Raw genomic sequence first — 23,567 nt, 5'->3', positions numbered from 1 at the left:
AATAGAATAATGGTTAGTCAAAAAAAAATAGTAAAAAAAATCAAAATACAAAAAATAAATGGAGGAAATGCCAATCCAGCACCTCCTATTGGTCCTATTTTAGGAAGTTCAGGGGTGAATATTATGGAATTCTGTAAACAATATAATTCTAGAACTCAAAAATGGAAGGGAGAGATATGTCCAGTGATTATTACTATTTATGAAGATAAATCTTTTTCTTTTTTAATTAAAAAACCTCCGGTATCTATTCAGTTAATGAATATAATAAAAGTAAAAAAAGGATCCAGAGAACCAAATCGTTCTAAAATTGGAAAAGTAAGTTTAGATCAAATTAGAATTATTGCAAAAAATAAAATGGAAGATATGAATTGTTTTTCCATCGATTCTGCTATATCTATGATTGCTGGGACTGCACGTTCTATGGGAATAGAAGTTGATAAATAAATACTTATGTCAAATAAATTAACAAGAAATAGAAAAAAAATTCTGGAAAAAACTAATAAACATAAGAAATATTCTCTTGATGAAGCATCTATTATTCTTAAAGAAATATCTTTTGTTAAATTTGACGCATCGGTGGATATTTCTGTTCATCTAAATATAGATACACGTATTCCAAATCAAATGGTACGAGGAACTGTTCAATTACCACATGGAATAGGAAGAAATGTTTATGTTTTGGCTTTAGTTACAAAAGATAAAGAATTGGAAGCTAAAGAAGCTGGAGCGGATTATATAGGACTAGATTATATAGAAAAAATTAAATCTGGATGGATAGATATTGACGTGATTGTAGCTATGCCGTCTGTTATGACTCAATTGAGTTCTGTAGCAAAAATATTAGGACCAAGGGGGCTAATGCCAAATCCTCAAATGGATACAGTTTCTACAAATCCAGGGAATTCTATTAAGGAAATTAAATCTGGAAAGATATCTTTTAAAGCGGATCGTTATGGAATTATTCATGCTTCTATCGGAAAAGTATCTTTTAATTATGAATATATATCGAATAATGCAAAAGCATTCATGAGTCAAATTATTCGTAGTAAACCTTCTTCATCTAAAGGATCTTATATAAAAAGTATTTATTTATCGACTACTATGAGTAGTAGTCTTTTAGTCGATTATAAAAGTTTTATAAACAAATGAAGAAAGAAAAAAAAAGAACAGAATTATCGAAATTAATTTCTATATTATCGGATAATGATACAATATATTTAATTGACATATCCGGTTTAAATTCTAATCAAATTTCTATTCTAAGAAAGAATTTTTGTGAATATAATATTCAAATGAAAGTAGTTAAAAATACTTTATTGAAAAAAGCTTTAGAAAATATTAAAAATAAAAAATTAGATTCTTTTTTTTCTATTTTAAATGGAAACACTTCTGTTTTAGCTTGCAATTCAGATTTAGGGAATATTCCGTCAAAAATTATAAGAAATTTTCATTCTTACGAAAAAGTAGAAAAGCCTTATTTAAAAGGAGCATATATGGAAGAATCTTTTTATTTTGGGAATAAAGATTTAGATATATTAATTAATATTAAATCTAAAAAAGATCTCATAATAGATATTTTAAGAATGCTTCAATATCCTATTGAACAGGTTATTTTATCCATAAAATATGGAGAAAATCAAATTTTTAGAATTCTAAAAACGTTATCTATATCTAAAAAAAACAATAAATAATAAAATGATAAAAAAGCTAGCAGAACAATTGGTGAACTTGACGGTTCAACAAGTTAATGAATTATCTAATCTATTAAAAAATGAGTATGGAATTGAACCATCTAATACTTTAGTGATGGATTCTTCAAAAAAAAAGGAAGAGTCTTCCGAAAAAGAAGAAAAAAATATTTTTAATTTAATCTTAAAATCATCAGGAAGTTCTAAATTATCTGTGGTGAAATTAGTTAAAGAGATCACTGGAAAAGGACTAAAAGAATCTAAGGAATTAGTAGATAATGTTCCAAACGTTATTAAAGAATCTGTTGATAAGAAAGAAGCAGAAAAATTAAAAAAGAAACTTGAAGAAATTGGTGCTGAGGTTGAATTGAAATGATAAATAAAAATTTATTTTTTTGTTTTTAAGTTAAAATTACTGTTAGATTTGGTGAACACAGAAAATGTCTCAGAAAGAATAACTTTTGCCTCTGTGGCAAAACAAGTAGAGTATCCTGATTTCTTGGATATTCAAATAAAATCATTTAAGGAATTTTTTCAATTAGATACAAAACCAGAAAATCGAAAAAATGAAGGTTTGTTTAAAGCTTTTACAGAGAATTTTCCTATTTCTGATGCGAGGAACTCCTTCGTTTTAGAATTTAAAGGATATTCTATCGATGCCCCCAGATATTCTATAGAAGAATGTATTGAAAGGGGGTTAACTTATAGTGTTCCTTTAAAAGCAAAATTAAAATTATATTGTACAGATCCTGAACATGAGGATTTCGAGACTGTACATCAAGATGTTTATTTAGGTACATATCCGTATATGACCCATTCTGGTTCTTTTATATTCAATGGAGCAGAACGTGTTATAGTATCCCAGTTGCATCGTTCTCCTGGAGTATTCTTTGGACAATCTCATCATGCTAATGGAACGAAGTTATATTCAGCAAGAATTATTCCTTTTAAAGGATCTTGGATTGAGTTTGCTACGGATATAAATAATGTGATGTATGCCTATATCGATAGAAAGAAAAAATTACCTATGACCACTTTACTTCGTGCTATTGGATATGAAAGAGATAAAGAGATATTAGAAATATTTGATTTAGCAGAAGAAGTAAAAATTACAGAAGATAATACAAAATCTATCTTATCGAGAGTTTTAGCAGCTAGAATATTGAATATTTGGCACGAAGATTTTGTAGATGAAGATACAGGAGAGGTAATTTCTATAGAAAAAAATGAAGTTTTGATAGACAGAGATGTCACGATAACACAAGAGCATATTGATTTGATGATTCAACATGAGATAAAAACAATTTTATTGCATAAAAAGGAAGGAAAGAAGAAAGATTATTCTATCATTTATAATACACTGCAAAAAGATCCTACTAATTCTGAAAAAGAAGCTGTCGAATATATATATAGACAGCTTAGAAACACAGAACCTCCAGATGAAGAAACGGCTAGAGGAGTTATAGATAAACTTTTTTTTTCTGATACTAGATATAGTTTAGGGCCTGTGGGTAGGTATCGTTTGAATAAACGTCTTGGATTGAATATTGATCCGGATTATTTAGTTTTAACTAAAGAAGACATTATTGCTATAGTTGAACATTTGAATGCCTTATTCAATTCTAAAAGAGAGGTTGATGATATCGATCATCTCTCTAATAGACGTGTAAGAACTGTAGGAGAACAGCTTTATGCACAATTTAGTATTGGTTTAGCTAGAATGGCTAGAACAATAAGAGAACGAATGAATGTTCGAGATAATGAAGTTTTTATGCCAGTAGATCTTATCAATGCAAAAACATTGTCTTCCGTTATAAATACTTTTTTTGGAACTAATCAATTATCCCAATTTATGGATCAGACAAATCCATTATCTGAACTTACTCACAAGAGAAGATTATCAGCTTTAGGTCCTGGAGGTTTGTCTAGAGAAAGAGCTGGATTTGAGGTAAGAGACGTCAATTATTCCCATTATGGAAGATTATGTCCTATTGAAACCCCAGAGGGTCCAAATATTGGTTTAATTTCTTCCCTTTCTGTTTTTGCAAAGATTAATGATATGGGATTTGTAGAAACTCCTTATCGATCTATTCATGATGGAAGAGTGGATTTAAAATCTAAGGTTAAATATTTAAGCGCAGAAGAAGAAGAAGGGAAAATTATAGCACAAGCTAATGCTATCAATCAATATGGAAATTTTGTTTCTGATAGAATAATAGCTCGTGAAGATGGTGATTTTCCTATAGTCACTCCAAAACAAGTGGATTATATAGATGTGGCTCCTAATCAAATTGCTTCTATATCTGCTTCTTTAATTCCTTTTTTAGAACATGATGATGCGAATAGAGCTCTCATGGGTTCTAATATGATGCGTCAAGCTGTTCCACTATTAAAACCTGAAGCGCCAATTGTAGGAACCGGATTAGAAAAGCAGGTAGCCATAGATTCTCGTATTTTAATTAATGCAGAAAGTAATGGATTTGTAGAATATCTTGATGCAAGAAAAATAATCATACGTTATGAAAAAACAGAAATAGGAGCTTTAGTGAGTTTTGAACCTGAAGTGAAAACTTATGATTTGATAAAATTTAGGAAAACTAATCAAAATACATGTATTACTTTAAAACCTATTGTAAAAAAGGGAATGAAAGTAGTAAAAGGACAGATTTTATGTGAAGGATATGCTACTGAAAATGGAGAATTAGCTTTAGGAAGAAATTTAAGAGCCGCTTTTATCCCATGTAATGGGTATAACTTTGAAGATGCCGTTTTAATTTCAGAAAAAGTAGTAAGTGAAGATTGGTTTACTTCTATACATATAGATGAGTATTCTCTAGACGTACGTGATACAAAATTAGGAATGGAAGAATTAACAAATGATATTCCAAATGTTAGTGAAGAAGCTACTAAAGATTTAGATGAAAATGGAATTATACGAGTAGGAGCGGAAGTAAGACCTGGTGATATTTTGATTGGAAAGATCACTCCTAAAGGAGAATCAGACCCGACTCCAGAAGAAAAATTGTTGAGAGCTATTTTTGGAGACAAAGCTGGAAATGTTAAAGATGCTTCTTTAAGAGCAGAACCTTCTTTATTTGGAGTGGTGATAGATACAAAATTATTCACTCGTAGCATAAAAGACAAAAAATCCAGAGTTCAGGATAAAATACAGTTAGAGCGCATAGAAAAAGAATATGATAAAAAATTTTCTGATTTAAAAAATCATTTATTGCAAAAATTACATACTGTTTTATATGGAAAAACTTCTAAGAAAATTATTATTGATGAAAAAAAACAGGAAATTATAGAAGAAGGAACTAAATTCACGGCAAAATTACTTAATAAAATATCGGATTATATAGAAAGTACTCCTGTAGATTGGACTTATGATGTAGAAACTAACAATCTTGTATCAGAAATATTACATAATTATCAAATTTCTGTTAATGATTTAAATAGTATGTTGAAACACAAGAAATTTTCTATTACAGTTGGGGATGAATTGCCTTCTGGTATTATTAAAATGGCTAAAGTTTATATTGCAAAGAAAAGAAAATTGAAAGTTGGAGATAAAATGGCTGGAAGACATGGAAATAAAGGTGTAGTAGCTCGTATTCTTCGCGAGGAAGATATGCCTTTTTTAGAAGATGGAAGTCCTGTAGATATAGTTTTAAATCCATTAGGAGTTCCATCTAGAATGAATATTGGACAGATATATGAGACGGTATTAGGTTGGGCTGGTTATAAGTTAAATATTAAATTTTCTACTCCTATATTTGATGGAGCTACTATAGAAAAAATATCGGAGTTTACAGATAAAGCAGATATTCCTCGTTTTGGAACTACTTATTTGTTTGATGGAGGAACAGGAGATAGATTTGATCAACCAGCAACAGTAGGAGTTATATACATGTTAAAATTAGGTCATATGGTTGACGATAAAATGCATGCTCGTTCTATAGGCCCTTATTCTCTTATCACTCAACAACCTCTAGGAGGTAAAGCTCAATTTGGAGGGCAACGTTTTGGAGAAATGGAGGTTTGGGCTTTAGAAGCTTTTGGAGCTTCTAATATCTTACGTGAAATATTAACTGTCAAATCTGATGATGTAGCAGGAAGAGCGAAAACTTATGAAGCTATAGTGAAAGGTGATCCCATGCCAGAACCCAACAATCCGGAATCTTTTAATGTTTTATGTTATGAATTAAAAGGATTGGGATTGGATATTAATTTAGAAGAATGAATAGAAAAATAAATAACAAATTTAATAAAATTACTATTCGATTAGCCTCTCCAGAATCTATATTAAAAGAATCTCATGGAGAAGTATTAAAGCCAGAAACTATTAATTACAGAACTCATAAACCAGAAAGAGATGGTCTTTTTTGTGAACGTATTTTTGGTCCAGTCAAAGATTATGAATGTGCTTGTGGAAAATATAAAAGAATCCGTTATAAAGGGATTGTTTGTGATAGATGTGGAGTAGAAGTGACCGAAAAGAAGGTAAGAAGAGAACGTATGGGACATATTAATTTAGTGGTCCCTGTGGTACACATTTGGTGTTTTCGTTCTTCTCCTAATAAAATAGGGTATTTATTGGGATTAGCATCCAAAAAGCTGGAAATGATCATTTATTATGAAAGATATGTAGTGATTCAGGGAGGATTAGCTACTCGTTCAGATGGTTCTTTTTTTCAAAGAGGAGATTTTCTTACGGAAGAAGAGTATTTATATGTTTTAAATAAACTTCCAAAAGGAAATTTTTATTTAGAAGATACAGATCCTAACAAGTTTATAGCTAAGATGGGTGCTGAGTGTATAGAGGATCTTTTAAACCGTTTAGATTTAGATCAATTATCTGTTGATCTGAGAAATCAAGCTCATAACGAAACTTCTAAACAAAGACGTATTGAAGCTTTAAAACGTTTACAAGTCGTAGAATCTTTTAGAGAGGGAAAAAGAAATGGCGGAAATGTTTCTTGGATGATTATTCATATTTTAGCTGTTATTCCTCCTGAATTACGTCCTCTTGTTCCTCTAGATGGAGGTCGTTATGCTGCTTCTGATATGACGGATTTATATCGTCGTGTTCTTATAAGAAATAATCGTTTAAAAAGGCTTATAGAAATTAAAGCCCCTGAAGTTATTTTACGAAATGAGAAAAGAATGCTTCAAGAAGCTGTAGATTCTCTTTTTGATAATTCAAGAAAAGTATCTGCAGTGAAATCTGAGGCAAATCGTCCTTTAAAATCATTATCTGATTCATTAAAAGGGAAACAAGGTCGTTTTAGACAAAATCTTCTTGGAAAAAGAGTGGATTATTCTGCTCGTTCAGTTATTGTAGTAGGACCTCATTTAAAATTACAAGAGTGTGGACTTCCTAAAGATATGGCTGCTGAACTTTATAAACCTTTTGTTATACGAAAATTAATTGAGAGGGGTATTGTAAAAACTGTAAAATCTGCTAAAAAAATCATAGATAAAAGAGATCCTATGATCTGGGATATTTTAGAAAATGTATTGAAAGGACATCCTGTTTTATTGAATAGAGCACCGACTTTACATAGATTAGGAATTCAAGCTTTTCAGCCTAAATTGATAGAAGGTAAAGCGATTCAATTACATCCTTTAGTTTGTGCTGCTTTTAACGCAGATTTTGATGGAGATCAAATGGCTGTTCATCTTCCTTTATCTTCTGGAGCTATTTTAGAGGCTCAACTTCTTATGTTAGCTTCTCAGAATATTTTAAATCCTGCTAATGGTTCTCCTATTACTGTTCCGTCTCAAGATATGGTATTAGGTTTATATTATATGACTAAACCTTTAGCTTCAAGTTCTAGGAATGTAATAAAAGGAGAAGGTCTTACTTTTTATTCTCCGGAAGAGGTAGAAATAGCATATAATCAAAATGTAGTAGAATTACATGCATTAATAAAAGTCAAAGTTAGTATTCGAAATAAAAATACTTTGTCTGATCAATTGATAGAAACTACTGTAGGGAGAGTATTGTTTAATCAAGTTGTTCCTAAAAAAGTGGGATTTATTAATGAATCCCTTACAAAAAAATCTTTAAGGGAAATTATTGGAAAAATTTTGCATTTAACAGATGTTCCTACTACTGCAAAATTTTTAGATGACATCAAAGAATTAGGATTTTACAATGCTTTCAAAGGTGGTCTTTCTTTTGGATTAGGAGATATTATTATTCCAAGTGATAAAAAAAACATGGTAAATCATGCTATTAAACAAGTGGATAATGTGAAAATAAATTATAATATGGGGTTAATAACAAATAACGAACGTTATAATCAAGTTATTGATATATGGACAAATACAAATGCCATGTTAACAGAAAAAGTAATGAAGCATATGCGTGAAGATAGACATGGTTTTAATCCCGTATATATGATGTTAGATTCTGGAGCAAGGGGATCCAAGGAACAAATTCGTCAGCTTTCTGGAATGCGTGGATTAATGGCTAAACCTCAGAAAGCAGGATCTTCTGGTGGAGAAATCATTGAAAATCCTATTTTGTCTAATTTTAGAGAGGGTCTTTCTATTTTAGAATATTTTATATCTACTCATGGAGCTCGTAAAGGACTAGCGGATACAGCGTTAAAAACAGCAGATGCCGGATATTTGACAAGACGTTTAGTAGATGCAGCTCAAGATGTAATTATAAAAATGGAAGATTGTAATACGTTACGTGGTTTAGAAATATCAGCATTAAAAAAGAACGAAGAAGTAGTTGAAACTTTATTTGATAGAATTTTAGGACGTATATCTTTGAACGATCTTTTTCATCCGAAAAATAATGAATTAATAGTTTCTTCTGGAAAAATGATTGATGAAATAATAGCAGACTTAATTGAGAAATCTGGAATAGAATTCGTAGAAGTACGTTCTCCTCTTACTTGTGAAGCTAAGATGGGTATTTGTTCTAAATGTTATGGACGTAATCTATCTACAGGAAAAATAGTTCAAAAAGGTGAAGCCGTAGGAGTTATTGCTGCTCAATCTATTGGAGAACCTGGAACGCAATTAACTTTACGTACTTTTCATGTTGGAGGTACTGCTGGAAACATAACAGAATCTTCACAGATACGAGCAAAATATGATGGAATTATAGAATTTGAAGATTTAAAAACTGTTCAAACTAAAAATGATTATGGAGAAAAAGTTGGAGTGGTTGTTTCTCGTTCTACAGAAATGAAACTATTCAATGAAAACAAGTCATCCATTTTAATGATTAATAATATTCCTTATGGAGCTACTTTATATGTTAAACATGGAGATAAGTTAAAAGAAGGAGACAAAATTTGTCAGTGGGATTTGTATAATGCCGTTATTGTTGCAGAGTATGCTGGAAAAATATCTTATCAACATTTAGAACAGGGGGAGACATTTCAAGTAGAAATAGATGAGCAAACTGGATTTCAAGAAAAAGTAATTACAGAAGTAAGAAATAAAAATTTAATACCTACATTAAAAATTTTGGATGAAAATGATGAAGAATTGAAAGTTTACAATTTACCAGTAGGTGCTCATTTAATGGTAGAAGATCAAGAAAAAATAAAAATAGGAAAAATTTTGGTTAAAGTGCCTAGAAGATCTGCTAAATCTTCTGGAGATATTACAGGAGGATTACCTCGTTTATCTGAACTGTTTGAAGCACGTAATCCTTCTAATCCAGCTGTAGTATCAGAAATGGATGGAATAGTTAGTCATGGAAAAATAAAAAGAGGAAATAGAGAAATTATAGTAGAATCTAAAACAGGAGAAATTAGAAAGTATTTAGTAAAGCTTTCTAATCAAATTTTAGTTCAAGAGAATGATTATGTGAAAGCAGGAATGCCTTTATCCGATGGAGCAGTTACTCCGAATGATATTTTAAATATAAGGGGACCAAGAGCTGTTCAAGAATATTTGGTGAAAGAAATACAAGAAGTATATCGTTTACAAGGTGTAAAAATTAACGACAAACACTTTGAAGTGATTGTTTTGCAAATGATGCGTAAAGTAGAAGTGATTGAAGTAGGAGATACTAAATTTTTAGAAGGAAATATTGAATATAAAGATGATTTTATAGAGGAAAATGATAGAATTTTTCAAATGAGAGTAGTTGAAGATCCTGGAGATTCTTCAAATTTTAAATCTGGAGATTTGATTAGTTATAGAGATTTTCGGAATGAAAACGCCGTTTTAAAATATAAAAATAAGAAGTTGATAAAAACTAGAAGTGCTATACCAGCTACTGCTAGACCTATATTGCAAGGGATAACCAAAGCCGCTTTGCAGACTAAATCTTTTATATCTGCAGCTTCTTTTCAAGAAACAACTAAAGTTCTAAGTGAAGCAGCTATAAGCAGTAAGACTGATCATTTATATGGATTAAAAGAAAATGTAATTGTCGGACATAAAATACCTGCAGGAACCGGATTAAGAGAATATGAAAATCCAGATGTAGAAATTTTGTAATCACTTTTTATTTATTTTTTTCCATTGATCTTTAATAGAAGTTGTTTTATGAAAGATTAATTCTTCTTTATTATTTGGATTGATATCTGCATAGAAATATCCAATTCTTTGGAATTGATAATGATCCCCTATTTTAGCATTTTGCAAGGAAGGTTCTGCATAGGCGATAATTTTTTCTATAGATTTTGAGTTTATGTGTTCTTTAAAATTTTCTTTGTCTGGATCTTTTATTGAAAAAAGAGGATGATACAGATGTATTTTTATCGGAATAGAATGTTTTATAGAAATCCAGTGTAAGGTAGTTTTTACTCTTTTTTTATCTTCATTTTTTCTTAATTTTCTAGATTGACTTTTTGGGTCATAAGTACAATGTATTTCTTCTATTTTTCCATTAGAATCTTTTACTACAGAATTTGCTTTAATGATATAAGCATTTTTAAGTCTTACTTCATGTCCAATTGAAAGTCTAAAAAATTTTTTTGCTTTTTTTTCTAGAAAATCATATTTCTCAATATACAAAAATTTTGAAAAAGGAATTTTTCTACATCCGTATTTAGTATTTTCTGGATTATTCTCTGCTTCCATCCATTCGGTATGATTTATAGAATAATTATCAATAACTAATCTTATTGGTTTTAATACTACCATTACTCTAGATGCAATTTTATTCAAATGTTCTCTAACTCTAAATTCTAAAAGAGAGGTATCAATAATATTTTTTCTTTTTGTTACTCCTATTTGTTGAATAAAATTGTTTATAGCTAAAGATGTGTATCCCCTACGACGCAATCCAGATATAGTTAAAAGACGTGGATCATCCCATGATTGGATAATGTTGTTTTCAATCAAGTATTGAATTTTTCTTTTACTAGTTATAGTATGGCTCATATTTAGTCTTGAAAATTCTATTTGTTTTGGTCTTATTTTATTGTTTTCACAAATTTGATCTAAATACCAATTGTATAATGGACGTCTATTTTCAAATTCTAAAGAACATAAAGAATGAGATATTTGTTCAATATAATCACATTGACCATGAGTCCAGTCATAAGTAGGATAAATACACCATTCATTTTTAGTACGAGGATGTTTTTTTTTCAAAATTCTATACATGATTGGATCTCGCATATTCATATTTGAAGATTTCATATTTATTTTAGCTCTTAAAACACATGATTTTTCTTCAAAAAATCCATTTTTCATTCTTTCGAACAAATACAAATTTTCATTTACAGATCTATTACGATATATACTGTTTACCCCATCTTCAAAAGGAGTTTTTCTTTGACTTTGTATAATTTTCTTAGGTAGATCGTCTACATAAGCTTTATTTTTTTTAATAAGTTCGACAGCCCATTCATAAAGCTTTTGAAAATAATCCGAAGCATAGCATTCCTTATGCCATTTAAATCCCAAAAATCGGATATCTTCTTTGATAGATTCTACGAATTTGTTTTCTTCTCCAATAGGATTCGTATCGTCAAATCTTAAATATACAGGTGCTTTGTACTTCCTTCCTAATTCAAAATTCAGATATATAGCTTTAACATGTCCAATATGAAGAAATCCATTTGGTTCTGGAGGAAATCGAAATTTAATTTTTTCAATAGAAAAACCTCTTTTCAAATCTTCCTCTATAATTTTTTCAATGAAGTGCAGATGTGTTTTTATTATTAAAAGTGTAAGCTTATACCATTTTGTAAATTTAATGATTTTTTTTAAAAAAATCTATTTTTGCCATATTATTAAACTTATACTTTTAGTGAATTACTCTGAAACTATTCAATGGATTTTTAACCGTCTTCCCATTTATCAAAAAACAGGATTAAAATCCTATAAACCTGGTTTGAAAAGAATAGAATTCTTTTGTTCTTATTTAGGAAATCCACAAAATTTTTTTAAAAGCATTCATGTTGGAGGAACTAATGGGAAAGGATCAACAGTGCATATGTTATCTTCTATCTTGCAAGAAGAAAGATATAATATAGGTTTATTTACTTCTCCTCATTTAATAGACTTTAGAGAGAGAATTAGCTGTAATGGTATTTTAATAGAAAAAGATTTCATTATCAATTTTATTGCAGACAATAAGAAAATTATTGAGAAAGAAAAAATGTCATTTTTTGAAATGAATACGGCATTAGCGTTTCAATATTTTAAGGAAAAAAAAGTGAATTTAGCTATTATTGAAGTAGGAATGGGTGGCCGTTTAGATTCTACTAATATTATAAATCCTGAAATTTCTATTATTACTAGTATCAGTGAAGATCATACAGAATCATTAGGAAACAATAGATTAAAAATAGCTTTCGAAAAAGCAGGAATTATAAAAAAGAACATATCGGTTATAATTGGTAGCGAAATATCTAAAGAGATTCAATTTGTTTTTTTTAAAGAAGCTTTAAAAAAAAATGCTCCCATATATTTTTCAAAAAATGTAAAAGATTATTCAAAATATCAAATGCCTTTTGAAGCTGATTATCAAAAATTGAATAGAATTATAGTATTAAAAACTATAGACATTTTGCAAAAAAGAAAAAATGTAATAGTCTCGAATGAATCTATAAAGAACGGATTAAAAAAAGTTATTGAAAATACTAATTTTAGAGGACGTTGGCAGATATTACAACGATTGGATCCGAAAATTATTTGTGATATTGCTCATAATGAAGAAGGTATTCTTATAATCAATAAACAATTGAAAAAAGAATCCTATGAAAATCTGCATTTAGTATTAGGTTTTGTAAAAGAAAAAAAAGTGGAAAGATTATTAAAATATTTTCCTGTTAATGCTTATTACTACTTTTGTCAACCTAATATAGAAAGAAAATTTTCTATTGAAAATTTAAAAATTTTGGCAAAAAATATGTTAAAAAATAACCAAAAGATGTACTTTTATTCTTCTGTAAAAACAGCTTTTTTATCAGCAAAATCTAAAGCTAAAAAAAAAGATTTAATTTTAATAAGTGGAAGTACTTTTACTGTATCTGAAGCTTTATTAAGTTTATAAATTTTTCTTTACATTTGAAAATATTTTTAGGGCAATTAGCTCAGCATGGTTTAGAGCATCTGTTTTACAAGCAGGAGGTCACTGGTTCAAATCCAGTATTGCCCATTTTTGCTTTAATAAAAGAAAATATTTTTTCTTTGTCTTTTGGATGAAACCATGTAATAGAAGGATCTTTTCGATACCAAGTTAATTGTCTTTTTGCATATTTTCTGGTGTTTTTTTTTATTTCTTCTATTGTTTCATGGAATGAGTGTTTATTTTTAGATGATAAAAAATCAAAGATTTCTTTATATCCGATAGTGCATAAGCTATTTAAATGTCTGTGAGGATAATATCTATAAGCTTCTTTTAATAATCCCATTTGAATCATTTTTTCTACTCTATTATTTATTCTAAAATAGATCTCATCTCTTGGCAAAGTTAATCCAATTTTTAGGATTGAAAAAAATCTTAAATTTTTCTTTTTAAAAAAGAAAGAAGGATTTTTTCCTGTAGATTTAATTATTTCCAAATATCTTATTAAACGTCTTGGATTATTCATATCTATATTTGTAGGGATAGAGGATAATTTATGAATTTCTTTTTGAAGAAAAACAATTCCTTTATTTTTGAAATTATAGATTAGATCATTTCTAATATTTAAATCAATATTCGGAATATCTGACAACCCTTCTGTTATCGATTTTTCATATAATCCAGATCCTCCAACCATAATCAAAACGGAATATTTTTTAAATAATTGTTTCATTTTTTTTAATGAATCTTTCTCAAAACATTTAGCATTATAAGACTGATGAATAGTTAAATGTCCTATAAAATGATGTGGAATAGATTCAAGTTCTTTTACAGTAGGTCTAGAAGATCCTATTTTTAGTTCTTGATAAAATTGTCTAGAATCACAAGACAAAATTTCAGTTTTTAATTTTTTTGCTAAAAAAATGGATATAGACGTTTTTCCAACGCTAGTTGGACCTAAAATAAAAATTAGAAGGTATGATTTCAATTCCTTATTGAAGAATATTTAGATAATTTTCTATACATCCAATAATCTGCTAAAACTAAAGCAGTCATAGATTCCACAATTGGAATAGCACGAGGAAGTACACATGGATCATGCCTCCCCTTTCCTTCCATAAAAACTAAATTTCCTTTTTTATCTATAGTTTTTTGTTTTTGCATTATTGTAGCTACAGGTTTAAATGCTATTCTAAAATAAATATCCATTCCATTTGATATTCCACCTAAAATACCTCCGGAAAAATTCGTTTTAGTAGTTCCGTCACTATTAAATAAATCATTATGTTTGGATCCAGTCAACTCCGATCCAAAAAATCCACTACCATATTCAAAACCTTTTACAGCATTAATAGAAAGCATAGCTTTTGCCAATTCAGCATGTAATTTGTTAAAAACTGGTTCTCCGATCCCTACTGGAACATTTTTTACAACACAGGTGATAGTTCCACCTATGGTATCTCCTTTTTTCTGAATTTTACGGATTAAAGATATCATTTTTTCTGCAGTATATGAATCAGGACATCTGATAGGACTTTCTTCTATTTTTGATAAGTCCAAATCTTGATAAGGTTTGTTGATGGATATGTTACCAACGGAAGAAACATAAGATGTGATCTTGATATCTTTTATTAGTTGTTTAGCAATGGATCCAGCTACGACTCTACATATTGTTTCACGTGCAGAAGAACGTCCACCTCCTCTATAATCTCTTATTCCATATTTTTTTTCATAGGTAAAATCTGAATGAGAAGGACGATATATGTTTTGAATATGTCTATAATCATCGGATTGATGATCTTTATTATAGATAACAAATCCAATAGGAGTTCCTGTAGTTTTATTGTCCAAAATTCCAGAAAGAAAATTTACTTTGTCCGGTTCATTTCTTTGAGTAACAATAGAGGATTGACCTGGTCTTCTTCGATTTAATTCATTTTGAATTTCTTCAAAATTTAATTCTATTCCAGCAGGGCATCCATCAATAATGCCTCCTAGAGCATTTCCATGGCTTTCTCCAAAAGTAGTAACTCTAAATAAATTCCCAAAAATATTACCAGCCATAAATCAAATTTTAATTTTTTATTTCTATAGAAATAGGTTTTCCAAAATGATGGATTCTACTCATTCCTATTAATATTTTTTTTTGATAACGTTTTTCTACTTCAAATAAAGAAAAATTGGATAATATTTCTATATTTCCAATATTAATACGTGAATTATTAACTGCTTGATTGATTAAATTAATCAGGCCTAACTTTGTTAAATTATCTTTATATCCTATATTTAGAAAAAGTTTTGAAAAAGATTCTTTTTTCATTCTTTTTGACAAAAATTTTCTTTTTGTAGAATGCTTGTTTTTGCAAGAAAAAATAGAATTGTTTAAATTCTTAGAATCTTTGTAATAAGAAAAAAAACGATCAAACTCTATCCAAGAAAAACGTTTAATTAATTCTTCCCGATCAAATAATTCCAATTTTTTTTGTATTTCTGGAAGAAATGTTTTCATAGATTGTTCATCCACTACTGCTTCTTTTACTTTTTCTATAAAATGAAAGAGTTTTTTTTTACATACTTCCTCACCAGAAGGAATCATAATTCTCTCAAAACTTTTTCCTATTTTTTTTTCAAATTCTCGTAAATTTCTGGTTTCTTTAGAACGAATGATACAAACAGAAATTCCCGTATTTCCAGCTCTTCCTGTTCGACCGCTCCTATGTACATAAATTTCACTTTCATCTGGAATATTATAGTTGATTACATGAGTGACATCATTTACATCTATACCGCGTGCTGCTATATCTGTTGCCACAAGAAATTGTAAAATTCTTTTTCTAAATCGGTTCATAACGGATTCTCGTTGTGATTGAGACAGATCTCCATAAAGAGCATCCGCGTTATAACCATCTTGTATTAAACATTCTGCTATTTCTCTAGTTTCTTTTCTAGTTTTACAAAAAATAATTCCATAAATATCCGGATTGATATCTACGATACGTTTTAAAGCAAGATATTTATTTTGATTGCTTACTATGTAATAAATATGTTTTACATCATCAGATGCTACATTTCGTTTTCCTGTAATAATTTCTCTAGGATCTATTAAATAATCATGTGCTATTCCATTCATATATTTAGACATCGTAGCAGAAAATAGTAAACTTTGTCTTTTTTTCGGTAATTTTATAATAATGGAATCTAATTCTTCTTTGAATCCCATATTTAACATTTCATCTGCTTCATCAAGTACTAAATATTTTATATCGGATAAATGTAGTTTTTTTCTTTTCATTAAATCAATAATTCTACCTGGAGTTCCGACAATAATATGAGCATCTTTTTGTAAAGATAATATTTGATTATCGATACTAACACCTCCATATAATGGAATAATTTTTATTAATGAAATATATCTAGAAAAACGAGAAAGATCACGTGTTATCTGTATGCAAAGTTCTCTTGTCGGACATAAGATTAATGCTTGAGGAAAACGAAATTCTAAATTTATTTTTTGTATGATAGGCAATCCGAAAGCAGCTGTTTTTCCAGTACCAGTCTGTGCCAATGCTATTAAATCTTTTCCTGATTTTAACAAATATGGAATAACTTTTTTTTGTATAGGTGTAGGAGTTTTTATTCCTATATCTTCTAAAGCTTGAATAATTTTATCGTTTAAAAAATTATAATCTTTGAATGTTTTCATAAACGAATGAAATTAATTAAGAACACTTAATCAAGATTTTGTATAATACATATTCCAACAAATATAGATATTTAATCTTTAATAAAGATTCAATTATTATTCATTTTTATGAGTCTTTTGGTTATAGTTTCATATCTTATCATCAATAGCATAGAGGATATAGTGAGACCGATTCCTAAACCCGTCCAAACTCCTTTCCCCCCCATCTTAAGATATATAGAAAAAATCCATGCAATGGGCAACGCCACAATCCAATAAGAAAAAAAACTTATCCACATAGGAATTTTTACATCTTGTATGCCTCTTAAAGCTCCAATAATTATTCCTTGTAATCCGTCAAATAATTGAAAAATACTAGCAATAATAATCATTTTTTCTGCTATATGAACGACTTCATTGTCGTTTTTTATGTATATATATGGAATATGATTTCTAAATAAAACAAATAAAAAACTGCATAATAACATGAATGTCATGCCCATAAATATAATAGACCATCCTATTTTTCTTAATTCAGAATAATTTTTTAATGCTAATTGATTTCCTATTCTTACTGTTGCTGCCACAGAAAATCCTGTACTTAAAAGAAAAGTAGACGAAACAAGACTAATTACTATTTGATGTGCTGCTAATTCTTTGATCCCACATTTTCCAGTAATAAAAGAAGATATAGAAAAAGTACTCATTTCAAATAACATATGTAGTCCAGAAGGAATTCCAATTCTCAAAATTTTTTCAAAATATTCTTTTTTAAAGAAATAATGAAAGTACTTGTAATAAATACGAACTTTTTTATACTTATATAATAGAAGATAAAGACCTATAAGCATAGTGATACGAGAAATCAAAGTAGCATAAGCTATTCCCCTTATTCCTAAATTTGGAAATCCATAATATCCGTTGATAAATGAATAATTTAATATTATGTTAACAATAGCCGAAACCCAAGTAATAATTAGGCTAGGAAAAACTAAAGATAATCCTTCGGAAAACTTTCGAAAAACTTCGAAAGCCATCCACGGAATAAAAGATAAAGCTGTAATTCTTAAAAAAGATATGGTATCATTTAAAATTTCTTGAGGTTGTCCTAAATATGGAATCACATAAAAAAAAACATGTATAAAAACGTACATAATAATTGACAAGAAAAAATTAAGAATTAGACCATGATAAAAAATCATGGCTCCTTTTTTATATTCATGTTTAGCATCCAAAGATGCTATCAAAGAAGAGATTGAGGTGGATATTCCAAGTCCAAAAATAATGACAATAAAAAAAACAGCATTGGCTAATGAAACTGATGCTAAAGCTTTTTTTCCTAAAAAACCTACCATGATATTATCAGAAAAACTAACACATATGACTCCTAATTGAGTAAAAGAAACAGGAATGGCCAATAAAAAATTTTTTTTGATATGTTGTAAATATGTTATACTTTGGATATTTTTAAATTAAGGAAATACGAAATGTTTTTATGTTTTTTTTATGAAGGGAAGTTTGATTATCTTAATGGGAATATTATTTTCTCTTATTGAAACAAAAATAGAATGTTTGTCTAAATCCCAATTATTTTTTGTTATGTATCCTAATCCTATTCCTTTTTTTAATACTGGAGAATATACACCAGAAGTGACTCTTCCAACTATCAAATTTTTTTCATCTTTCAAAAAATATCCTGATCTAGGTATTTTTCCTTTTTCTTCTACAAGAAAAGATATAAACTTTTTATAGTTGCCTTCTTTTTTTTGTTTATACAATATTTCTCTTCCTATAAATTTTTTGTTAAACTTGGTAATCCAAGATAATCCAGCTTCTATAGGCGTTATATTTTCAGATAATTCATGACCATATAAACGATATCCCATCTCCAATCTCAAAGAATCTCTACTTGCTATTCCACAAGGTGTTATTTGAAAAATTTTTCCTATTTTTAGAATTTCATTCCAAATATTTTCTGCATATTCATTACGTATATAAATTTCTACTCCTATAGATCCAGTATATCCTGTACGAGATATCAAAACATCATCTATTTGTGCAAATTTTCCTATTTCAAAACAATAAAAAGGAATTTTAGATAAAGAAATGTTGGTTAATTTTTGAATAGAAGACAAAGATTTTGGCCCTTGGATAGCTAAAAGAGAATATTCATGAGAATAATCTGTAAATGCTAAATCTTGATAATTAAAATGATCATTTATCCATTTTTTATTTTTCTCAATATTAGTTGCATTAACTATAAGTAAAAATTCTTCTTCTGAAATTTTGTAAATGACTAAATCATCTATAATTCCTCCTAAGTTATTGATTAAACAAGAATATTGAGCTTGACCTGTTTTTATATTAGACAGATCATTAGTTGTAAGGTATTGCAAAAGATTATGAGAATTTTTTCCTTTTAAAATAAATTTACCCATATGACTTACGTCAAAAATGCCAACATTTTTCCTTACAGCCATATGTTCTATTAATGAAGAAACATATTGAAGAGGCATATAAAAACCAGAATAAGGAATTATTTTAGCTCCTAATTTTATATGACTGTTATATAGAGCTGTTTTTTTTACATTATGATCCATCATATTCTACAAAATTATTTTTTGTTTCATATAAAGTTACTTTTAAATGCAAGTTAGACGATATTTTCTTTTTTATTCGATTCCATAAAAAAATAGCAATATTTTCTGCGGTAGGATTAATTTTTGAGAAGTCTTTAATGTCTAGGTTGATATTTTTGTGATCAAAAAGTTCTTCTATTTCTTTAGAAAGGATGTTTTTTAATTTTTGTAAACTGAAAACAAATCCAGTTTCCGGATTTATCTTTCCTGTAAGACTTACTATATACTCATAATTATGTCCATGATAATTTAAATAAGCGCATTTTCCAAATACTTCAATATTTTTATGATAATCCCATTGAGGATTGCATAGTCTATGTGCAGCACTAAAATGTCCTTTTCTACTTATAGTTGCTTCCATAATTAAATTTTTTTTAAATCTAAATTAATTTTAGTAAATAATTTTTGATAATAATTTTTAACCAAATGGTATAAGAATTCGGATTAAGTTGAATATCTTTTATTAATTCTTTTATAGTCATCCATTTCCAATTATCTACTTCTTTAGAATTAATAACAGGAGAATATGCATAATATCCTACAAATACGTGATCTAATTCATTTTCTATTAATCCATTATTTAATAATTCATGATAGGTAAAACAAAATTTATTTTCTAGAAAACAATCAAAACCCATTTCTTCTATTAAACAACGATGTGCAGCTGTCAAAACAGATTCATCTTTTCTAGGATGACTACAACAGGTATTAGTCCATAAAAGTGAAGAGTGATATTTTTCTGAGGATCTTTTTTGCAACATTAACAACATATTATCATATTTTCTATATTTTTTATTAAATACAAAAACAGATACAGCACTGTGTAATAATCCCTTTTCATGAATCTTTTCTTTTTTTTCAAAACCAATAATTTTATTTTTGTTTCCTATCAAAGGAATAAAATCCTCTTGTTTTCTCGTCATGTTTGATTTTTTAACGGGCAAATATATGAACTATCTATATAGTATAGTATTAGTATGGAAATATATTTTGTTGGGTAATAGCAATTCATAATTAGATGTATAAGTTTTTTCTATACATTTTTGTATCCATGAGTAACGTTTTGTCATATATTTTTTAGCTTTCATAATTAGAATATGAATCTATTATTTTTACATTGTAATTGTTTAGTTTAAAATTAATAAAACTAGAAAGTTAACAATGATGTTAGGAACTTTGAAATTATGGAAAAAAAAAATAAAAAAATATTAAAAGAATTAAATAGTCTAAGAAAAAATACATTAATGAACACTCTTCAAATAAAATACATTTATTTAGGATTAAATTTTTTGGTAGCAAAAATGCCCGTAAATAGAAAAAAATTACAACCTATAGGTTTTCTTCATGGTGGTGCTACAATAGCACTAGCTGAAAGTGTTGGAAGTTCTTTGTCTGTTATCAATGTAAATAAAAACGTTTTTAATGTCTTTAATATTGAAATTTCAGCAAATCATATACAAAAAGTCAGAAAAGGCGGTGTCATTTTCGCTAAAGCAAAGTTAATTCATAAAGGAAAAACTATTCACTTTATTCAAATTAATATTTATAATGAAAAAAATGATAAGATTAGTCATTGCAAAATGACTAATATAATAATTCCAAAAAAAGAAACAAGAATTGTAAAATGGCAAATATAAATGTGATTAATTTATATAAAAAAATAATCCAAAATTATTGGGACAATAGAAGTTTTGTACTTTTTAAAAAACCCTATGAGAAAAAAATTTATTTATTTTCTCAAGATGAGAAATCTAAAAAAGAAAATAATTTTTTTTTAATTGTCAGTTTTAATCAAAATACTGTTATAAAAATTTATACAAAAACAATTTATTCTATGGACATAGAATATTCCAAAGAAATGTGTCATTTCATTTCTCCATTACGAAATTTGGAATCTTCTTTATTAATCTATTCAAAAAAATATAAGAATTCGATTGAAAAAGCTATCGAAACCATAAAAAAGAATAAAGATTTTGAAAAAGTAGTTTTATCTAGATATATGAAGATTCCATTTCATAATTTATATTTGAAGGAAACTTTTCAGAAGCTTATATATTCCTATCCAAATGCATTTATTACTCTATGGTATGACTTTAATCACGGTTTTTGGTTAGGGGCATCTCCGGAACTACTAGTAAAATGTTATAATAAAGAGTTAAAAACTGTAGCATTAGCTGGTACAATTTGGGGTAATCATAAATGGACAAATAAAGAAGTAAAAGAGCATAACGTGGTAATAAAATATCTTGTTAATTTTTTTAAAAAATTTTCTGGAAATATTTGTGTAGAAAAAACTAGAATTTTGAATATGGGTCATCTACATCATTTAGAAACGCCTATTAGTTTTTCTTTTTTAGAAAAACCAAATTATTTTAAAATACTATACGAGATGTCTCCTACACCTTCTATATGTGGATTTCCTAAGAAAAATTCTTTAGATTATATACAGAAATATGAAGGATATCAAAGAGATTTCTATACAGGTTATTTTGGTCCTGTTTATGATGGAGGGAATAAAATAGAATTATATCTTAACTTAAGGTGTGCAAAGATAAAAATGGATAAAAAAGAAATTGTTTTATATGCAGGAAGTGGAATAACAAAGGATAGTGATGTTAATAAAGAATATGCTGAAACAGAAAACAAATTCAAAAACATTCTTTCTAATTTTATTTTTGATTAATTTTTTTTCTATGAAATGGTCTTATAATAAGTCTTACACTTTTATTATAATGAAAATATTGAATCACCCAATTCATTAATGCGATAACCCTATTTCTAAAACCTACTAAACTAACTAAATGAACGAACATCCAAACAATCCATGCCAAAAAACCTTTTAATTTAAAATATGGAAAATCACATACCGCTTTATTTCTACCAATGGTAGCCATAGTTCCTAAATTTTTATATCGAAATGGTTTTATCTGTTTTTTTTCTAAAAAACGGTTGAAATTATTCGCTAAATAATTTCCTTGTTGGATAGCTGGTTGTGCCATCATGGGATGTCCATTTGGATAAGATGGATTTTTGATCATGTAGGCAACATCGCCAATAGCAAAAATATTTTTATATCTTAAAGCTTTTAAATAATCATTCACCAAAATTCTTTGTCCTTCTATATCTTCTTTAATAAATCCTTTTATAATAGCACCTTTTACTCCAGCGGCCCATATAACGTTAGCAGATTCTATGCTTTTATTTGCATTTATAAAAACAATTTTTCCGTCATAATCTTTAACCAAGCAATCTAACCAAATATTGACTCCTAATTCTTTTAAATTTTTAAAAGCTTGTTTTGCAGATTCTTCCGACATTCCGTCTAATAATCTAGGAGTAGCTTGCAATAAATGTATATTCATACGTTGAATATCCAAATCTGGATAATCGTGTGGTAATACGTATTTTTTCATTTCTGCTAATGCTCCTGCTAATTCTACTCCAGTAGGACCACCACCAACAATAACAAAAGTCATAAGTCTTTCTCTTTCTTTAGAATCTTTAGTAAGTAAAGCAGATTCAAAATCTTGTAATATGAGACTTCTTAAATTTAAAGCTTCTGGAATGGATTTCATAGGTAAAGCAAAATGTTCAATATTTTTATTTCCAAAATAATTGGTAACTGAACCAGTGGCCATAATTAAATAATCATAAAATAAGTCTCCAACATTTGTATATATTTTTTGTTTTTCTGTATTGATATAATGAACATTAGCTAGTCTAAAAAAGAAGTTTTTCGTTTTTTTGATAATTGTTCTAATAGAATGTGCGATAGAATCTGGTTCTAAACCTGCTGTAGCTACTTGATATAATAAAGGTTGAAAAGTGTGATAATTATTTTTATCTATAAGTACTACTTGAAACTTATCTCTTTTCAATTTTTTTGCAACTTGTAAACCAGCAAATCCTGCACCAATAATCACGACTCTTTTTAGATTGTTTACTGTTGGGATATTCATGGTTAAAAGTTTGACGTTATGAATTTCTAAATTTATAAAATTTATATTTTCATTTTAATTAATAAATTAATAATTTTGTTAATAAAAAAATAGATC

18 protein-coding genes and 1 tRNA gene are annotated in these 23,567 nt (G+C 28.1%); 10 read left to right on the top strand and 9 right to left on the bottom strand.

Features of this window, described 5'->3' with window-relative positions:
- The first annotated feature begins 9 nt into the window (after positions 1-9).
- From rplK to rpoC, 6 genes are read left to right on the top strand one after another with little or no spacing between them, the layout of a single operon-like run.
- Entirely contained in the window at positions 10-444 is a 435-nt protein-coding gene (rplK, locus tag H0H60_RS02350) for a 50S ribosomal protein L11 (protein ID WP_185862574.1), read from the top strand.
- A gap of 6 nt (positions 445-450) precedes the next feature.
- Positions 451-1,149, top strand: coding sequence for a 50S ribosomal protein L1 (gene rplA / locus H0H60_RS02345; protein WP_185862573.1), 699 nt, complete (start codon positions 451-453; stop codon positions 1,147-1,149).
- Positions 1,146-1,691, top strand: a complete 546-nt coding sequence (rplJ, locus tag H0H60_RS02340) for a 50S ribosomal protein L10 (RefSeq protein ID WP_185862572.1) — start codon at positions 1,146-1,148, stop codon at positions 1,689-1,691. The genes rplA and rplJ overlap by 4 nt, the downstream gene beginning before the upstream one ends.
- A gap of 4 nt (positions 1,692-1,695) precedes the next feature.
- Positions 1,696-2,064 (top strand): 50S ribosomal protein L7/L12, encoded by a 369-nt coding sequence (gene rplL / locus H0H60_RS02335; RefSeq protein WP_185862571.1) that lies wholly within the window; start codon positions 1,696-1,698, stop codon positions 2,062-2,064.
- Positions 2,065-2,115: 51 nt separating this feature from the next.
- Complete coding sequence (gene rpoB, locus H0H60_RS02330) at positions 2,116-5,931, top strand: DNA-directed RNA polymerase subunit beta (RefSeq protein ID WP_394366734.1); 3,816 nt, start codon at positions 2,116-2,118, stop codon at positions 5,929-5,931.
- Entirely contained in the window at positions 5,928-10,166 is a 4,239-nt protein-coding gene (gene rpoC, locus H0H60_RS02325; RefSeq protein WP_185862569.1) for a DNA-directed RNA polymerase subunit beta', read from the top strand. The genes rpoB and rpoC overlap by 4 nt, the downstream gene beginning before the upstream one ends.
- Here the strand turns inward: rpoC and glnS are convergent, their stop codons facing one another.
- Entirely contained in the window at positions 10,167-11,792 is a 1,626-nt protein-coding gene (gene glnS, locus H0H60_RS02320) for a glutamine--tRNA ligase (RefSeq protein WP_238784887.1), read from the bottom strand.
- A gap of 82 nt (positions 11,793-11,874) precedes the next feature.
- Between glnS and H0H60_RS02315 the strand changes: the two genes are divergently transcribed.
- Together H0H60_RS02315 and H0H60_RS02310 are read left to right on the top strand one after the other, a co-directional pair.
- The gene (locus tag H0H60_RS02315; protein ID WP_185862568.1) at positions 11,875-13,176 is read left to right on the top strand and encodes a bifunctional folylpolyglutamate synthase/dihydrofolate synthase; all 1,302 of its coding nucleotides are present in this window, start codon (positions 11,875-11,877) and stop codon (positions 13,174-13,176) included.
- 29 nt (positions 13,177-13,205) lie between these two features.
- Positions 13,206-13,281, top strand: a tRNA-Val gene (locus tag H0H60_RS02310).
- Here the strand turns inward: H0H60_RS02310 and miaA are convergent.
- The 7 genes from miaA to H0H60_RS02275 form a co-directional block, all read right to left on the bottom strand.
- The gene (gene miaA, locus H0H60_RS02305) at positions 13,241-14,179 is read right to left on the bottom strand and encodes a tRNA (adenosine(37)-N6)-dimethylallyltransferase MiaA (RefSeq protein WP_185862983.1); all 939 of its coding nucleotides are present in this window, start codon (positions 14,177-14,179) and stop codon (positions 13,241-13,243) included. The genes H0H60_RS02310 and miaA overlap by 41 nt on opposite strands.
- Positions 14,176-15,255 (bottom strand): chorismate synthase, encoded by a 1,080-nt coding sequence (aroC, locus tag H0H60_RS02300; protein ID WP_185862567.1) that lies wholly within the window; start codon positions 15,253-15,255, stop codon positions 14,176-14,178. The genes miaA and aroC overlap by 4 nt, the downstream gene beginning before the upstream one ends.
- A gap of 10 nt (positions 15,256-15,265) precedes the next feature.
- Positions 15,266-16,894 carry a DEAD/DEAH box helicase gene (locus H0H60_RS02295; RefSeq protein ID WP_185862566.1) on the bottom strand — a complete coding sequence of 543 codons (1,629 nt, stop codon included), beginning with the start codon at positions 16,892-16,894 and terminating at the stop codon, positions 15,266-15,268.
- An 89-nt stretch (positions 16,895-16,983) separates the two neighbouring features.
- Positions 16,984-18,228: an MATE family efflux transporter gene (locus H0H60_RS02290; RefSeq protein ID WP_238784921.1), complete on the bottom strand. Its 1,245-nt coding sequence runs from the start codon at positions 18,226-18,228 to the stop codon at positions 16,984-16,986.
- Positions 18,229-18,366: 138 nt separating this feature from the next.
- Positions 18,367-19,473, bottom strand: a complete 1,107-nt coding sequence (gcvT, locus tag H0H60_RS02285) for a glycine cleavage system aminomethyltransferase GcvT (protein ID WP_185862981.1) — start codon at positions 19,471-19,473, stop codon at positions 18,367-18,369.
- Positions 19,463-19,873 carry a 6-pyruvoyl trahydropterin synthase family protein gene (locus H0H60_RS02280; protein ID WP_185862565.1) on the bottom strand — a complete coding sequence of 137 codons (411 nt, stop codon included), beginning with the start codon at positions 19,871-19,873 and terminating at the stop codon, positions 19,463-19,465. Before H0H60_RS02280 ends, gcvT begins: the two co-directional genes overlap by 11 nt.
- 19 nt (positions 19,874-19,892) lie before the next feature.
- Positions 19,893-20,435 (bottom strand): isopentenyl-diphosphate Delta-isomerase, encoded by a 543-nt coding sequence (locus H0H60_RS02275; RefSeq protein WP_185862564.1) that lies wholly within the window; start codon positions 20,433-20,435, stop codon positions 19,893-19,895.
- 261 nt (positions 20,436-20,696) lie between these two features.
- Here H0H60_RS02275 and H0H60_RS02270 point away from each other — a divergent pair, with 261 nt between their 5' ends.
- Together H0H60_RS02270 and H0H60_RS02265 are read left to right on the top strand one after the other, a co-directional pair.
- Positions 20,697-21,149: a PaaI family thioesterase gene (locus H0H60_RS02270; RefSeq protein WP_185862563.1), complete on the top strand. Its 453-nt coding sequence runs from the start codon at positions 20,697-20,699 to the stop codon at positions 21,147-21,149.
- Entirely contained in the window at positions 21,137-22,195 is a 1,059-nt protein-coding gene (locus H0H60_RS02265) for a chorismate-binding protein (protein ID WP_185862562.1), read from the top strand. Before H0H60_RS02270 ends, H0H60_RS02265 begins: the two co-directional genes overlap by 13 nt.
- Here the strand turns inward: H0H60_RS02265 and H0H60_RS02260 are convergent.
- On the bottom strand, positions 22,182-23,471 hold the full coding sequence (locus H0H60_RS02260) for an NAD(P)/FAD-dependent oxidoreductase (protein WP_185862561.1): 1,290 nt from the start codon (positions 23,469-23,471) through the stop codon (positions 22,182-22,184). The two genes, H0H60_RS02265 and H0H60_RS02260, sit on opposite strands and share 14 nt — an antisense overlap.
- Positions 23,472-23,567: the final 96 nt, after the last annotated feature.

This window comes from Blattabacterium cuenoti, assembly GCF_014251735.1.
GTDB lineage: Bacteria > Bacteroidota > Bacteroidia > Flavobacteriales > Blattabacteriaceae > Blattabacterium > Blattabacterium cuenoti_C.
Note: the sequence above shows the minus strand (reverse complement) of the source record. Positions and strands in the feature narration are given on the sequence as shown.